Here is a 15,971-nt window from a genome sequence, read left to right on the forward strand (position 1 = left end):
TTCAAGCCGATCCTCGTCTATGCCTGCTCACGGGCCGCACCACTGCCTCTTGAATATCGCCGTACTGCCGGTGCTGTTGGCACAAGGCCTAGTCCAGTCTTATCAAGAGCTCGAGCTAGAAACCACGAGTGCCTTGGCCATTTCGTAGCGTTTAGGTGCATCGCGAACAGGCGGATGCCCTGAAAATGTATTGAGTGAGTTCGTCGGCGCGATGATTGCGTGCGGCATCATTTTCCCTTTGGCCGAAAATGGGCATTACTTGAAGTCGGATCCACTGTGCTTTTCTGTTCATGTTGCGTTGCGCTCGTGGCTGAGCGCAACGCATTGAGGCTTTTCTGACCTACGATAAAGTTACGGAACTCATTTCATCAGGCGGCGCGCATTCTTGACACTTGGGCAGCTGCTTGGCGCATCTCAAAACGCATGAGCAGCTCTGAGAGACGGCCGCTTTCATCAGCAAGGCCAGCGCCAGCGGCATTCATTTCTTCAACCATGGCTGCATTCTGCTGGGTTACCTGGTCCATGTGATTGACCGAGGTGTTGATTTCAGTGAGACCCGATGCTTGTTCGCGCGCGCCGAGGGCGATCGCGTCCATGTGCTGGTTGATTGCGGAGACGAGCTTCGCGATCTCGTTCAGCCCGTCACCGGTATCGTTGACCAACGCCACTCCTTGCGTGACCGCGGCTTCCGAATTGCCGACCAGCGTCTTGATCTCCTTGGCTGCGTTCGCGGAGCGCTGGGCGAGTTCACGGACTTCCTGAGCAACGACCGCAAATCCCTTGCCCGCTTCGCCCGCACGGGCAGCTTCCACACCAGCGTTAAGAGCCAGAAGGTTGGTCTGGAAGGCGATGTCGTTGATGACACCGATGATCTGGCCTATCTGTGTGGACGCTGCCTCGATCTTGCCCATTGCATCGATCGCGTTCGAAACGACCGAACTGGAGGAGTTTGCACGAGCGCTGGCATGGCGAACCATCTCGCGAGCCTCGGAGGCTCGTTCCGACGTCTGCTTGACGTTTGTCGTAACCTGTTCGAGTGCCGCGGCCGTTTCTTCCAGCGAGGCGGCCTGTTGTTCGGTGCGCTTGGCAAGTTGGTCTGAGGCAGTGGAAATCTCGTCGCTGCCGCTGCGAACCGTCAGTGCTGACTTGGCGACGCCTTCCAGCGCTGTCCGCAATTGGCGGATGGAGCTATTGAAATCGTGGCGCAGGGCTTCGAACTGCTCGGAAAACTCCTCTTCGATTTCGCAGAGAAGATCACCGGCTGCAAGACGGCGCAGGCCGGAGGCGAGGCCGGAAGTCGCCTGGGTGAGGCGCGCTTCGGCTTCGCTTTCAGCGCGTTTCTGGAAGGCAATGCGCTCGGCTTCCGCCGCCTGGCGAGAACGGACTGCTTCTTCTTCAAGCTGGCGGTTGTGGATGGAGGCCTCGCGGAAAACCTCGACGGCGCGAGCCATATCGCCGATTTCATCCCTGCGGGCGGCGCCATCGATCTTGACCGACAGATCGCCGGCGGCGAGCGTGCGCATGGCGCCGGTCAGCGCGGTGATCGGGTTGGCGATACGGAAGATGATGGTAGAGAAACCGACAATGGCAAGCGCCAGAGCCAGAAGGGTGGCAACGCCATAGATGACGATCGACCGTGTAGACGTGGCCGCATTGGCGGCGGTCAGAGCAGTCATTTCCTTCAGAGATGCCGAGGCGATATCGGCAACCGATGCCTGTGCCGGGCCGGCGGGCTTGCGCCAGTCATCCACATTCATGGCAAAGGGCTGACCGGCCTGGAACTGCTTGATGGCGGCCGATTTCTGTTCGGCATAGGCGCCGGAGAAGTAGGTGTTCTGCGCGACCTTGTGAAGATCGCGGATGGCGGCCGGCGTAGTGTCGCTTGCAACAATCTGCGAGATCACGTCCCAGGCCAGAAACACGCGGGCGTCCTGCACGGCGATTTCGGCTAGCTTTTCTGCCGAAAGCGGCTGCTTGGAAATGATGGCACCGACGATCGACGAATTGGCGGTGCCGAGCTGCGTGCGTGAGGTCCAGGCAAGCGAACGCAGCTGCGTGAACATGATCATGGCAGGACCGCGAGCATTGATCACCGCTTCGACCTGATAGGATGCCTTTTCGAGATCGACGAGCATCTGGTCGGCAAGGCCGAGCGCGTTCTTTCCGATACTGGCATCGCGATCCTTGACCGGAAGGGCGAGTCCCGCATCCACCTTCGCGCGAAGATCCAGCCATTTGCGGTAGTTTTCGAGAACCGGGCCGAGGCTAACCTTCAGGCTTGCCGGTTCGACCCTGTCGATGATCGATGTGGCATCATTGAAGGCGGCATCGAGATCACGTCTGCCATCCTCGATATTCTTGCGGGTAGAGGCCATATCCGCCGGCTCCAGCTTGACGGCTGAGCTGATGGCGCCGCGTTCACCGCGCATGCCGAGCAGCGCATCGAACAGCGATTTATCGAGCGCGGCCAAGCCCGCCAGTTGGCTGGAGATGCGCTGGGTTTCGATCTGCCGCAGCAGTTGCTGCGACATAAGACCCATCACTGTGAAACTGAGAACCGCAAACACGGTGACGAGTATGTTTCGAACCGAAAATTTCATTGCAACGCCCCCAAAGGGACCGGCACGAGACGCAATTCCCCTTGCACACGCCGATCCGATATCCTCCGCGCGATCAAGGCGATCTCGCATTGCAAGATCAATGTTCAATATTGACTAAATCTTTCCTAATTCACGTCCATATCGATCGAATTATTGTGCGTATTTGTTGTGCGGCGCAACATTCGGCATGCGGATGATCGAAATTGTGCGCACGGGTTCAGCTACCGCGTGTCCTATCGACTACTTACAGATGATCCGAAGTCGTGGCGTCAGCCAAGCGGTTCTCGAAGGGCAGTTGACAGCTAAAACAGAGACTTGATGCTTCAGAACCATAGGGTCACAGGTTCGAAGCTATTCAAGAGCTTTGCAGACCCGTCTTTGCGCGCGAAGCCTCTTCGAACTGCAGCAAACCGCCGAACCTATTCAAGGGAAGGCGGTTTATCTTGCGCAGCTCCAGCTGACAGGTATGTGCTGCGTGCTTTGGCGCAGGTGTTACCTGTCAAGCCAGGTAGCTTATGCCGGTGGCAGTGCGCTTAGCGTCAAATTCAGTCCGCTATCCGCATCGAATATGTGTGCCTTGTCCATCACGAAACCGAGTGGGATCGTCTGGCCACGTTCTGCTTTGTCGATCTCGCCGGCAAAATCGGTCGGGATGCGGGCGGCAAACTCGTGGCCACCGAGATCGAAATAGGTATAGACCTCGTTGCCCATATGCTCGCGCAGGCGGAAGGTGCAATTGGCGATGGCAGCACGTTCCTGCGATCCCGCAGCAAGAATGCTGCGGGGCGTGCCGATATGTTCCGGGCGAATGCCGAACTGCACCTTCTGGCCGATCAGGTTGCGAAGCGCATCGGAATATGCAGCGGGAAGCGGCAGCATCGTATCGCCGATCTCAACGCCCAACCCGCCGTCGCGCGCCACCACCGTTGCCGGGCGGATGTTCATTTCGGGCGAGCCGATGAACCCAGCGACGAAGGCATTGACCGGGCGATCATAGAGTGTCGTCGGCGTGTCCACCTGCTGGATCGTGCCGTCTTTCAGCACACAGATGCGCTCACCCATGGTCATGGCCTCGACCTGGTCATGGGTCACGTAGATTGCCGTCGATGGCTGTCCCCGGTCACGCAATTCGCGATGAAGTTCTGTCAGACGCACGCGCATCGAGGCACGCAGCTTGGCATCGAGATTGGAGAGCGGCTCATCGAAGAGGAACACTTCCGGCCGCTTGACGATGCAGCGGCCGACAGCCACGCGCTGCGCCTGCCCACCCGAAAGCTGGCGCGGCAGGCGATCGAGCAGATGCTCCATTTCCAGCATTTTGGCAGCCTGGGTGACGCGTTCGTGGATTTCCTGCTTGGGCAGACCTGCCAGCTTCAGGCCGAAGGCCATGTTGTCATAGACCTTCATATGCGGATAAAGCGCATAGTTCTGGAATACCATGGCAATCCCGCGCTCCTTGGCGCGCAGATTGTTGACGACCGTATTGCCGATTTTGAGTTCGCCGCCCGAAATCGATTCCAGACCGGCAATCATGCGCAGGATGGTGCTTTTCGAGCAGCCGGACGGGCCAACAAAGACCATGAATTCGCCGTCGCGCACTTCAAGATCGACGCCGTGCACCGCCTCGAAACCGTTGGGATATGTCTTGACTATCTTTTCGAGATTAACACTAGCCATGATTGGCTCCCTTTCCTCAACCCTTGATGCCGCTCGAGGTCGCACCCTCGATGAAGTAGCGCTGCGCCAGGAAGAACACGGTGAGTGACGGCAGCAGGGCTACGATGGAAATTGCAATAATATTGGCCCACTCGACCTCGCCACTGACGTCCATGCTCATCTTGAGCGCGAGCGACACAGGGTATTTCTCGACGGTGGAGATGTAGATCAGCGGCCCGATGAAGTCGTTCATCGTCCAGATGAACTGGAAGAGGGCAACCGAAATCAGCGCCGGTTTCAGAAGTGGCACGACGATGTGCCACAGGAGTTGCAATGCGTTGCAACCATCAATGATCGCGGCCTCTTCCATGTCGCGCGGCGTGCCGCGCAGGAACTGGACGACGAGAAAAGTGAAGAACGTATCGACGGCAAAGGCCGACGGCAGGATCAACGGCCAATAGGTGTCGATCATGCCCAGTTCCTTGAACATCAGATATTGCGGCACGCGCAACACGATCGGCGGCAGGAGCATGGTGCCGATCATGATGGAAAAAAGGAGCTTTTTCCCCGGATATTCAAAGCGTGCGAAGGAATATGCCACCAGCGTGCACGAGATCAGCGTGACGATAACCCGTGGGATGACGATGAGGAACGAGTTCAGGAAGTAGGTTGCGAAGGTAAACTCGGTCCGCGTCATCCAGCCATTGTAATAGGCGCTGAAATCGAGCAGCTGGGTAAGGTCGCGCGGCAGGAACCAGATCGTGGTGAAGATTTCCTGGTTCGATTTGAACGATGCACCCAGCAGCCAGAAAAGCGGGTAGAGCATCAATAGGCCGACGCTTCCCAGTATCAGGTAGCGCAAGGTGAGCGAGATCCGCTCCCTGCGTTGCGTGCGCAGCACTTCCGCGTTCGACGGGATTCGCGTTTTCGGCAGCGCGGTTGCGATTGTCTCACTGCTCATCGCGCTTTCTCCTTTTCCCCTGAATAGAAGACCCAGTATTTCGAGGACCAGAACAGGACGCCTGCAATCGCGACGATCAGGAAGAACAGGACCCAGGACAGGGCGCTGGCGTAGCCCATGTTGAAATATTTGAATGCTTCGTCGTAGATGTAGATGGCCATGAAGTAAGTGGAGTAGAGCGGGCCGCCCTCGGTGATCATGTAAGGCGCGTTGAACTCCTGGAAGCAGTTTACGATCTGCATGATCATGTTGAAGAAGATGACCGGCGTGATGATCGGCAGGGTGACATTGCGGAACTGCTGCCAAAAGGATGCACCGTCGATTTCGGCTGCTTCGTAAAGCGATTTCGGCACACCCTGGAGTGCTGCCAGAAAGATCACCATGGCCGCTCCGAACTGCCAGGTGTTGAGCGCCACGATCGTCCAGACCGCATAACGCTCGCTTGCCAGCCACGGGATCGGATCGATGCCGACGGTATCGAGGATGATGTTGACCAGCCCCTTCTGCTGGAAGAGGAACTTCCACATCACGGAGATGGCGATCGAACCACCGAGAATGGTCGGCAGGTAATAGGCGGCGCGGAAGAAATTGATGCCGCGCAGCTTGAAGTTCAGCACCTGCGCGATGAAAAGTGCGACCGCGAGCCTGGCCGGAACGACGATAAGGGCGAAGGACACCGTAACCGTCAGCGACTTCCAGAACAGATCATCGTCGAAAACCATCTTTTCGTAGTTTTCCAGCCCGATATAGGTGGGCGATCCGATCAGCGGATAGTCGGTAAAGCTCAATGCGAACGAGGCCGCGAAAGGGAATAGATTGAAGGCGAGGATGCCCAGAATAAAGGGCAGCACAAAGAGATAGCCAAGGCGTTTGCTTTCATACATCCGCATCACCTGAGAAATGTTCGGCCGCTGGCCGCGTGGAAGGGTGAGTGCGCCGACCGCAGCCGTCGCACTTTTCCGAAAAGGTCAGGCTCATCCGGCCTTCACGGGCCGGTGACCCTTGTCGCGCTAAAGGCGGGACAGTATCCGGGTGGCTTCCTTGATCAGCTTCGGCGCAGCTTCCTCCGGTGTGGTCTTGTCGAAGGAAAGTTCTTCGAATGTATTGAACAGAAGCTTGTAGATCAGCGGATGTTCGAAATAGAGCGAGAAGCGCGGCACAAGTCCCTTCTCATCGAGTTCCATGATCTGACCTGTTCCGATCTTCTGGATCGGCGGGATGAGATTTTCGTTAGTCAAGACATCCCATTGCGTTTTAGAGGCGGGGATGGCGCGTGACGTGCCGATGATGCGGGCAGCTTCGGCATCCGTTGTCAGGAAGTTGATGAATTTTGCCGCCGCTTCTTGCTGTTTGCTATGCTTGCTGATCGAATAGATGAAGCCGGTGCGGCTCATCGTGCCCGCGGTCTTGGCGTCAGGCAGCATTATGTAAGGTCCGACTTCCAACTGATCGAGGCCGCCGGTAAGCGTGTCGGCGCGTGATGTCAGCGTGGAATCCTGCGAATAGACGCCGCCCCACTTGCCTTCCACCCAGTCGGGCATCTGCGATGTCGGCTTGTTTGCACCTCCCATGGCTGTGCGCGCCTTGATGCTGACCAGAACATGTTCGTTTTCCAGTCGTTTGAAGAAGCGCAGCCAGTCGGCCACCTGTTCTTCGCTCATCGACACTTTGGGTTCGTCCGGATCGATGAAGTTTACGTTGTATTTCTGCATGGCCCAGGACAGCGAGATCAGGAAGCTGCCCTGCGTGGTCGGATCGAGCGGGTAATATTCGTCGCCCAGACGCTCGCGCATCAGTTTTCCGGCTTCGAACAACTCGTCCCAGGTTTTCGGATAGTCGATTTTGGCCTTCTGCCACGGTTCCTTGTTGTACAGGAACAGGAATCCGGTTGAGCCGATCGGCACGCCCTGCATCTTGCCGTTGATGCTTACCTGCTCAAGCGTGGTTTTGGGGAATTCCTCGAGATTGATCAGGCTGGAGAACTTGTTGATGTCTTCAAACCCGTCGCCCTTTTTCGAGAACATCGGCAGCCAAGCCAGTAGTACCTGCATGACGTCCGGTTCAGTTCCGCCGGCAAACTGAGTGCTCAGGCGCGTCTGGTAACCGTCATAGCCGGAATATTCGGCTTTCACGGTGATGCCCGGGTTTTTCTCCTCGAAAAGTTTTATGACTTTAAGTGTATTTGCGGCGCGTGCTTCGTTACCCCACCAGGCGAAACGGATCGACGCGTCCTCGGCAAAAGCCGCAGATGTAAGTGAAACAAGCGCTGTGAATGTCAGCGCCGCAAGTGTCTTTCGTTTGAACATGGTCTCCTCCTAAACTTCCTCTTCAGCTTGTTATGATCGCCCTCCGGCGGTCAGGTATGTGCGCATGAGACTGCGGCTGGCGGGTATGGAGCCGAGCAAGGCAGGCACTGCGGAATGGGGGTGAACAAGATTGGTGTTCGGCGCACAGGGCAGCACGCGTCGCTTCAGCCTGCCATCGAGATCACGCAGGTCGCTGAACAGCGTCAAACCTTCAGCCGCAGGCCTTTCCTCGGAAGGTCCTGCGCCTTCGATCACCTGCTGCAAAGACCGCGGCGGTACCCAAAGATCTGCCGCATGGCCCGTTGCAAGAACCTGCAGCGAAAAATCCGCCTCGATCATGCTCTCGCGCAACTCTCCTGCATCGCTCGGTCGCTGTCGTGTCGTCACGCGGCAACCGGGAAAGGGTGACCAGACCGTTTTCAGTTCACCGTCTTCAAGAACGGCTTCGTCGATCTCGGTGCGAAATGCCCAGGTAATGCCATCTCGACTCAATGCGAGCAGGTTGTCGCCGGCAAAGCCGCTCGAAATCCAATCCAGCGATTCCACGCAAAAGCCGTGATGGGAGGAATAGGCAAATTTTGCGTATTTATCGGCGACATGCCGGATTTCGCGATGCTTCGGCGGCGGCGCGACCAGATAGGCAACGCCGTTGGAGCGCCAAGTAATCTGGCGCGATACGGCAACCGCATGGAGAGCGGGCGGAGTGTCCACTTCCTCCTCGGCGCTCCAAAATGGATGGTCTGCGGGAAGAGACAGGGGCGCAAAAGCTTTCAACGCCCAGAGTGGTGACTGTGCGCTGTTGTAGAACTCGCTCATCAGCAGGTTGGGGTAGGCGTAACCCACGGTTAGCCGCCCTTCGGCATCGAAGATCGTTTGATCAAGCCACCAGCGCATCGAGCGAGACCAGAGGCCACGCAGCTTTCCTGCACTCAGTTCGGGATGGCCGACTTCGGCGAGCAGGCCCCAGAAGCCGGCAACGCCGAAGCGATAGGTCATTGAACGGCCATAGGCTATAGCCGAGCCGTCTTCAGCAAACCAATGGCGGTACGAGAGGGCGAAGGCTCTCGCCCGCTCGATATAACGCGCCGAGCGCTCGGGATCGTCAACCGCGTGCCAGCGCGCATAGAGGAGCCCGTAGAAATGGAAGGCGAAGGGATTGTAGTAGTCGAACCGTCCTACCTCAGCGCCGTCCTTGTACCATCCTTCACCGACATACTGGCTGTCGATGAAATCAAGCTCCTCGGCGAGGGCTTTCCTGTCGACCGGCCAGCCGAGGCTGGCGAGTGCATCGATCACCAGAATTCGGAAGAAACGCCAGTTGCTCGGGTTGATGCGAGCGTCCTGAATTCGGGATAACCAGCGTAACAGATTTTCCCGGGAAGCCTGTGGCATCTGCCTGTTCAGGAGCTCGGGTTGTTCACGTAGAAATACGGCGAGCGCTGCCATCTCGACCAGCCGCTGATCCATGTCGCCGGCTTCACCCCAATAAGCGGGATGATCCGGGTCGGTGCCGTTGGCCAAGCCTTCGATGATGGCTTCCACTCCGGGTACCGAACAGCCGCCGGCGAGCGCTGGAACCACTCCCCACAGCAGGCGCGAGAGCCCCTCAAGGCGTGCGGCACTTTCATCATAGGCCGCAACGGTTGATCCGAGCTTGAGCCCGGCATTGCCTTGCGTGAACGCGCCGAGATGGTTGCCGACGAGCCATGAAAGGAGATGCGCGGCGGCATCCCGGTCGATGGCGGCATCTGGATCGATTGGTAGGAAAGGATGCATCGTCGGTCTCACCAGCAAAAACGGGAATGGCCGAGCGACCGCATGAGCGCTTCCATGAAATAATAGTCGCCATAGGGCAGCATGTTGCGCACCGAGCCCCGCCGTACATGGGCCGCGCCATAATCGAGCAATCCCTGCGCCCCTTCAATTTGCGTAACGTCGCAAGTATCGATCAGGCCATCGAGCAGCCGATCGGCAAAGGCGCGCCAACGGATTTTCTCTTCGCCGCTTGTCACATCCGCTAGGATGAAGAGTCCGGCGGACAGAATGGCCCCCGCTGAACTGTCCAGATATTGCGGTTCATCAGCGGGCAGCCGCAGGTCCCAGAGAGGTACACGATCAGCGCCCATAAGTTCTTCGGCCTTGGCGGCGACCAGTCGAGCCGCATCGAGATATTCGGGATTGCCTGTGGTGCGGTAGGACTGCGCAAAGCCATGTACCAGCCAGGCCTGACCGCGCGCCCAGCAAGAATCATGCGCATAACCCTGATGGGTTTCACCGCGCAGCGGAGCGCCGGTCGTGGCGTCGAAAACGAATGTGTGGAAGGACGTGCCGTCTTCCCGGATCAGATTGCGGCGGGTGGTCTCCGCATGGGCGTCAGCGATCGTCTTGAAATCGGGCGCGCCGGTTTCGGTATGTGCCCAGTAAAGCAGGGCCAGATTCTGCATCGTATCTGCAATGATCCGTCCGGCCACGAAGGTGGAGCGCGTCGTATTTTCCGTTCCATGCGAGTTCCAGGCCTGGATATAGCCGCCGGCGGGCCTGAAGCGTGCGCGCAGCGCTTCTGCAGCGCGCAAGGCCATCTGCCGCGCTGTCTGCGATCCGGTCAGTTTCCAATCGGCCACGCAGTTCAGCGAAAAGATGAAGCCAAGATCATGATCCTGCGCTGCGAGGTTGGATAAAAGCAGGTTGAGGTCAGACTGACGGGCTCGAGCGAGATTGGCCAATCCCGGTTCGCCATTGAACTGATAAGCGAGCCAAAGCTGCCCGGCATAAAAGCTGATGACCCAATCGAACGGATTGCAATATTGCCAGCCGTTTTCCACGCTGCCGATCTGAGGGTTGCGCAGCCCGAAAATGCGCGATGTCGACTTCACCCGTTCGACGCACCGTTCCAGGACTGCTTGGCGACCATTTGGCTTTGCCCTGGCAGGAGATTGGACGGAGTGGGGAAGGGTGGCGGTGAGCATGCAGTTTTCCTCGCTGTCGATGCGAAGACTTTGGCATGTGCGAAAATTTTGTCAATTAAGAAAAATTTTCGCACATGCGGCGAAAAACACCTTTGTAAATTGGCGGTTATTATACAAAACAACTACGTGAGTTGTTGTGCTTATTGATTTCAATGCGAAAATTTATGAAAATCGCGACGAAAAGCCGGCAGCTTTTGCGCCGAAAATTTTCGTGATAGACATTGTGTCGCGGAAGTGCCCATGGCCATTACGAACCGCAGAAGGCGAATGATGAGCGATCCAGACTCCTATCTTTCAACGGCGACACTTCACGATGTTGCAACGGCGGCCGGAGTTTCGGTCGGGACAGTATCCAAGGCGCTCAACAGACGCGGTGGCGTAAGCCCAAGCGTTGCAGCCCAAATCATAGAGACAGCACGCAAGCTCGGATATCAGAAGCGTCAGCTGCCGCCGGAACCCGCATACAACGTTACGTCCGCGACGATCATAACTTTTGACCGGTTCGTGGTGAGCGGCCAGTTCTACGGCGAGATCCTCGATTCGATAACGAAGGAAGCCGAAAGGCGCAGCATTGCCACCAATGTGGAGCTTCTTCCTTCTGTCGAAGTTCCAACACTGCTAGCCCAGAAAAACTGGTTTGGACGGCAGCGTCCCGAAAGTCTCATCGTGCTTGGCATCGATACGCCGGAAATGCTGGATGCAATCAGCGAGTTGGGCTGTCCGGCCGTTATCGTCAACGGCGCAGACCGCCGGATGCGGATTCCGAGCGTGTCACCCGATTATCACTTTGGCGGATGGCTGGCGGCACGGCATTTGCTGGAACAAGGGCATCGCAAAATCGCGCATGTGACGCATCCCTGGCGCGTGTCGTTTGCGCTCCGGCTCGACGGTTTTCGAGATGCACTCTCGGATTTCGGCATAACTTTCGATCCGGAGGTTCACCTGATCGACACGCAGAGTCGTGCGCTGATGAGCCTTGATGCACGGCGTGCCGTCGAAGAAAGGTTGGCAGCCGGCAGGCTGGATTATACCGGCTTTGTCTGTGCCGCGGACATGCTGGCGCTCGGCGTCATACAGGCCGCGACCGCGGCCGGTCTCTCGGTTCCCAACGACATCTCGGTCATCGGCTTCGACGATCTACCAGTCAGCAGTCACTCAACGCCGCCGCTCAGCTCGATTCGCATCGACCGGCAGGAGGTAGGTCGTACAGCGGTCGATTTGCTGCTCGAGCGAGCCGCCATGCCGGATCGCGTGGCGCGCCGAGTGGGGATCGGCGTCTCGCTCGTATCGCGTTCCTCAGTCGGAACTATTTAGTCACGGCCAATCGACATTTCGGGAAGTAATAGCCTCCAGAAATTGCACAGCAAGAATGCGATTAATGCGGCAATCGTTCTGTTTCATGGGCATTGATAGAGTTCTATATGACGACATCGCCGGCACTCGCTGCGTGCCGCGTGACGATTCAATGGATAGGCGTCGACCTCAGAGCGATCAGACCCGCAACATGCATTGACGCTATTGGGACAGTATGTACCTGCCATAAAAAATCGCGTAGCCGCAAAAGGCTAGAACCCAAAGCAGACCGGCGAGCGGCAGAAGCAACATCGTGTATTGTGGCGCAAGCGCTGCGGCGATGCGTAGTACGGCAGCGGTAACGATTGGCACGTAGATGACGAAAACCGTCGAGGCCGGCGCATGCAGTGCCTGACCTGAGTGGCCACGGGTTGCGCGGGTCATTACCGCGAGCGTCATGGTGCCGATCGCCCCCGATGTCCACGCATGGATACCGGCCGAGGCGAAGCTTGAATCATAGGTAAGCAGGGCGATGCCGGTCAAGACAAAGCCAAGTGGCACGAATAGGAACGCGACGTGGAGAATGGTGACGAGCGGTTCGTAGAGCGTGCGTTCGGGGCACCAGCGCGCCTGCCGGACCAGTTGAAGAGCACCGGCGAGCAGCATCAGGATTGCAGCCGGGGTTGCCAGAGCGTCCCAGTGCGACGCCAGCGGCCATGCGGCGAGCGCCGTGGTCGAGATCACCATTACGAAAAGGTCAAAACGACCGAAAGGTGGCGGCTCGCGGCCGGGATTATTCTTTCTCAGCCAGTTGCCGGTAAAGGTGGGAATGATGCGGCCGCCGACGATAGCGATCATCAGGATGATGGCGGATATGGCAAGGCGTCCGGCGACATCGACATGGGCGAAGCGGGAAAATTCATAAAGGAAAAACGCCTGCGCTGCCGCGATCAGGCCGATCACGGCTGCCAGTTTGTAATTACGTTTGTTTTTGGCCGCCACGACTTCGCGTAGCGCATAAAGGCCGAGCACTAAGAGGAAGGCGAGATTGATGGCGCTTGAGACGGTGAGGCCGGTATATTCCGAGAGGAAGGTCACCAGCCGTCCCGCTAGCCAGAGGGCAAACAGAAGAACCAGGGGCGTGCCGGTCAACCGTTTGCGTTTGGTCCAGTTGGGCATGGCTGTCAGTAGGAAGCCAGCGATAATTGCGGGCACATAACCGAACAGAAGTTCATGCTGGTGCCATGCGATCGGCGACAGTGCCGTCGGCACATGCAGAAAACCGAGATACCACGGCACCCAGAGCAGGATCGACAGCGCTGCATAAAGGGCGCCGAACAGAAAGAACGGCCGAAACCCTTCGAGCGCGAGGCTCGAAAGACGAAATTTCCGGGCGGAGGCGGAGGTGTTCGGCATGGTCAGCATCTGTCCTGTTCGGTGGTGGCGGGCGACCACAAGAGGGGGAGATAGGCATAAAGCCAGAGAAGGAAGGCGGCAGCCCAGGCGAGGGCAGACGGGCCATATTGCCCGCCGGGCAACATGAGAGATGGCCAGAATTCCGGTATTACGCGTAGCACCACAGCAGTTAGAAGGCAGAGAATGGCAGCGCGGGTGAGGCGCGAAAAACCGAGCGCCTGGCCAGTATGCAACAAACCGGCAATCGACGGGACCTGCAACACGCCAAGGCCCAGACCGCCCATCAGCATCAGGTGCAGGCCGCCGAGCGTCGGAATATTTAGGCCAATCCTGCCGAAGCCGATAATGAGAAGGCCCAGGCCGGCAAGCAGGCTCGAAAGCCACAGGCCTGCGATCTCGAACGTCCAACCCTGCCTGCCGATAAAACCTTCGGCGACGCGGTCGAGGAATGCAGCGCCTGTCGCCAGTACCAAGTAGCCGCAGACGGCATCGGAAAAGCCCGAAAATTCGGCAGCGATCAGCAGTCCTACAAGCCCCGGCGCGAGGTTGATCCGCCCCGGATGCGGCCGGTAGGGCGAGGTTTCCTCACTCGGGTCGAGAACACGATTGGTGATCGGCACGGTAATGCGAGCCAGAGCCAAGCCGAGAAGGCCAAGAAATGCATATTGCATGAGCCGGATAGCGCGCTCGGCCAGATCATAGGCGTCCGTCAGCATGGAGAAACGCAGAAGGCCGGCGGCAACTGCCAACGTCGCGAGCAGCGCGACGAAACCGGTCAGCGCCATCGTCCGTTTTTTCCAGCCCAGACAGGCGGCGTAACCAACAAGGAAAGCCAGCCAGATTTGATCGAGAATGCCACCGAGAACAATTGCGGCATCAATGCCGAACAGGCCAATCAGCCTGGCCAGAGCCCACAGACAGGCAAGAATAAACAGCGGGTTTCCCTTTAAGCCCCTCGTGTCCGTCCATTCAGGCAAGGCCGAAGTGAGAAACCCTAGCAATGCAGCCCCAAACGATCCGATCAGTAGTTCCTGGGCATGCCAGTGGGCTGGCAGGGTGTTGTGAGCGAAGGGCAGGCCGAGCTGCCAGCCTGCGACCCAAAGCAGAGGCCAGAGAGCTGCGTGCAAGGCAGCAATCGGGAAGAACAACCGCAGCCCTTCGGCGGTCGCTGCCCGCAAAATATTGCGCCATCCCGGAGAGGTATCAACGGGCATGACCGTCATCCGGGCCTCCGTTCGAGGAGTTCCTCGACATGTCGAAACAGCGGGTCTTCCTTCATAAAGTGCTGAACGGTCTCAAAAATCATCCGCTCGTCACGTTCTCCAGGCATGGGTGCGATGTGACGTTTCCCCGATATTCCTTTTCCGCGCCGGTCCAGCACGACGACCCGATGAGCGATCCGAACGGCTTCTACCATGTCATGAGTGATGAACAGGCCGCCGCGTTTGCCGCTGCCCACATGGCGGATGACGATATCCTGCATATGGCGGCGAAGCGCGGGATCAAGCGCGGTAAACGGCTCGTCGAAAAACAGAAAATCGGCTTCGCTTGCCAGCGCGCGGGCAATCGCAGTGCGCTGCTTCATGCCGCCCGAAAGCTGGACCGGATATTTGTCGAGATCTTCGACTTCAAGAGCGACCGCCGCCGCCGCGGCGAGGATACGATCATCGCGATCGCGAGCAGAGAGCCTTTCCGGAAGCGCCACGCCGATGTTTTTGCGCGCAGTGGCCCATGGCAGTAGCCTTGGTTCCTGAAACACGACTGCGTGTCGTTCATAGGTCCGGATGATGTGGCCCTGCCGCGGTTCGAGGAGCCCGGCGGCGATATGCAGAAGTGTACTCTTGCCGCAGCCGGATGGCCCGACCAGGGCGACCAGTTCGCCATCGCCGATGTCGAGCGTAATCCGGTCGAGAACCGTGCGGCCGAGAAACGCGTGCCCGATACCGTTGAGATGGAGGGCGTTCATCGTTTGACACCCCACGGCCGGGCAGCATGGCGCCAGACCTCCAGTTCGGAACGCGTTGGCTGGATCAGCCCATATTCGACTCCAAGCAGCGCACTAACGGACAGAAGAATCCAAGCAAGCGCGTTCGCAACGTCGAGGTTCGAGCGAGAGACTGCGAGTGCCTCGCCGATTCCACCTGCATTGGCGAGAAGTTCTGCCATGACTGCCGCCTTGAAAGCGGTTCCGAGCGCCATGACGAGGATCGGGAGCAGGCGGTTCAGCATCTGCGGAACGGTGATGTGGAAAAATCGACGAACGCGTCCCATGCCGAGCGAGAGCGCCATGTCGTCGAGCAGCCTGTCGCGGCTGGCGATCCCTTCTGCAGCGCCGAGAAAAACGATCGGCAGACAGGCGACTGCAGCTGTCGTCGTCACTGTCGCCGAACCGGTGCCGAACCAGATCATCAGAAGTACGATCCAGGCGATCGGCGGTACACCGAGCATCAATGTTATCTGTGGCTGGACGAGGCGCAGGATCGCCGGATGAAAACCGGCAATGCATCCGGACACGGTGCCGATCACGCCGGCAAGCGCGAAGCCCGAGAGTGCGCGTGACGAAGTGGTGAGCAAGAGCTGCCAGGCGGAAGCCTCGCCCAGAAGGGCCTTCGCGGCGGCAAGCGTTTCCAGCGGTGAGGGTAGGATAAAGCTGCCATAGGCTTCATGCGCTACCTGCCAGAAGGCTGCAAAAACGCTCAATCCCGCAAGACCGGACCAGCCGGACCAGAGAAATTGTGCCGTTCTTGAAACACGCTCAACAAGTGACGGCATG

Annotated in this window: 12 protein-coding genes; 1 reads left to right on the top strand and 11 read right to left on the bottom strand. The window is 58.2% G+C overall.

Annotation, left to right across the window (positions count from 1 at the left end; all coding sequences use genetic code 11):
• Positions 1 to 368: 368 nt before the first annotated feature.
• From HNQ72_RS16120 to HNQ72_RS16150, 7 genes are all read right to left on the bottom strand, one after another.
• On the bottom strand, positions 369 to 2,600 hold the full coding sequence (locus tag HNQ72_RS16120; RefSeq protein WP_183993274.1) for a methyl-accepting chemotaxis protein: 2,232 nt from the start codon (positions 2,598 to 2,600) through the stop codon (positions 369 to 371).
• 513 nt (positions 2,601 to 3,113) lie between these two features.
• Positions 3,114 to 4,277, bottom strand: coding sequence for an ABC transporter ATP-binding protein (locus HNQ72_RS16125; RefSeq protein WP_183993275.1), 1,164 nt, complete (start codon positions 4,275 to 4,277; stop codon positions 3,114 to 3,116).
• A gap of 16 nt (positions 4,278 to 4,293) precedes the next feature.
• Positions 4,294 to 5,217: a carbohydrate ABC transporter permease gene (locus HNQ72_RS16130; RefSeq protein ID WP_183993276.1), complete on the bottom strand. Its 924-nt coding sequence runs from the start codon at positions 5,215 to 5,217 to the stop codon at positions 4,294 to 4,296.
• Positions 5,214 to 6,101, bottom strand: coding sequence for a carbohydrate ABC transporter permease (locus HNQ72_RS16135; RefSeq protein ID WP_183993277.1), 888 nt, complete (start codon positions 6,099 to 6,101; stop codon positions 5,214 to 5,216). The genes HNQ72_RS16130 and HNQ72_RS16135 overlap by 4 nt, the downstream gene beginning before the upstream one ends.
• Positions 6,102 to 6,227: 126 nt before the next feature.
• Positions 6,228 to 7,523 (bottom strand): ABC transporter substrate-binding protein, encoded by a 1,296-nt coding sequence (locus HNQ72_RS16140; protein ID WP_183993278.1) that lies wholly within the window; start codon positions 7,521 to 7,523, stop codon positions 6,228 to 6,230.
• Positions 7,524 to 7,553: 30 nt separating this feature from the next.
• Positions 7,554 to 9,299 carry a DUF2264 domain-containing protein gene (locus tag HNQ72_RS16145; protein WP_183993279.1) on the bottom strand — a complete coding sequence of 582 codons (1,746 nt, stop codon included), beginning with the start codon at positions 9,297 to 9,299 and terminating at the stop codon, positions 7,554 to 7,556.
• Between the two features lie 8 nt (positions 9,300 to 9,307).
• Complete coding sequence (locus HNQ72_RS16150) at positions 9,308 to 10,489, bottom strand: YyaL domain-containing protein (protein ID WP_183993280.1); 1,182 nt, start codon at positions 10,487 to 10,489, stop codon at positions 9,308 to 9,310.
• 270 nt (positions 10,490 to 10,759) lie between these two features.
• Here HNQ72_RS16150 and HNQ72_RS16155 point away from each other — a divergent pair, with 270 nt between their 5' ends.
• Positions 10,760 to 11,803 (top strand): LacI family DNA-binding transcriptional regulator, encoded by a 1,044-nt coding sequence (locus tag HNQ72_RS16155; RefSeq protein ID WP_183993281.1) that lies wholly within the window; start codon positions 10,760 to 10,762, stop codon positions 11,801 to 11,803.
• A gap of 201 nt (positions 11,804 to 12,004) precedes the next feature.
• Here HNQ72_RS16155 and HNQ72_RS16160 read toward each other — a convergent pair whose 3' ends face one another.
• Genes HNQ72_RS16160 through HNQ72_RS16175 form a run of 4 tightly spaced genes read right to left on the bottom strand, consistent with a single transcriptional unit; the run spans position 12,005 to position 15,970 of the window.
• Entirely contained in the window at positions 12,005 to 13,198 is a 1,194-nt protein-coding gene (locus HNQ72_RS16160) for an NnrS family protein (protein WP_183993282.1), read from the bottom strand.
• A gap of 2 nt (positions 13,199 to 13,200) precedes the next feature.
• The gene (locus tag HNQ72_RS16165; RefSeq protein ID WP_210319625.1) at positions 13,201 to 14,421 is read right to left on the bottom strand and encodes an NnrS family protein; all 1,221 of its coding nucleotides are present in this window, start codon (positions 14,419 to 14,421) and stop codon (positions 13,201 to 13,203) included.
• Positions 14,418 to 15,164 carry an ABC transporter ATP-binding protein gene (locus HNQ72_RS16170; protein WP_183993284.1) on the bottom strand — a complete coding sequence of 249 codons (747 nt, stop codon included), beginning with the start codon at positions 15,162 to 15,164 and terminating at the stop codon, positions 14,418 to 14,420. The genes HNQ72_RS16165 and HNQ72_RS16170 overlap by 4 nt, the downstream gene beginning before the upstream one ends.
• A complete protein-coding gene (locus HNQ72_RS16175) occupies positions 15,161 to 15,970 on the bottom strand; it encodes an ABC transporter permease (RefSeq protein ID WP_183993285.1) in 810 nt (269 codons plus the stop codon). Before HNQ72_RS16175 ends, HNQ72_RS16170 begins: the two co-directional genes overlap by 4 nt.
• Between the last annotated feature and the right edge of the window lies 1 nt (position 15,971).

The organism is Aliirhizobium wenxiniae, assembly GCF_014201355.1.
Classification (GTDB): domain Bacteria; phylum Pseudomonadota; class Alphaproteobacteria; order Rhizobiales; family Rhizobiaceae; genus Neorhizobium; species Neorhizobium wenxiniae.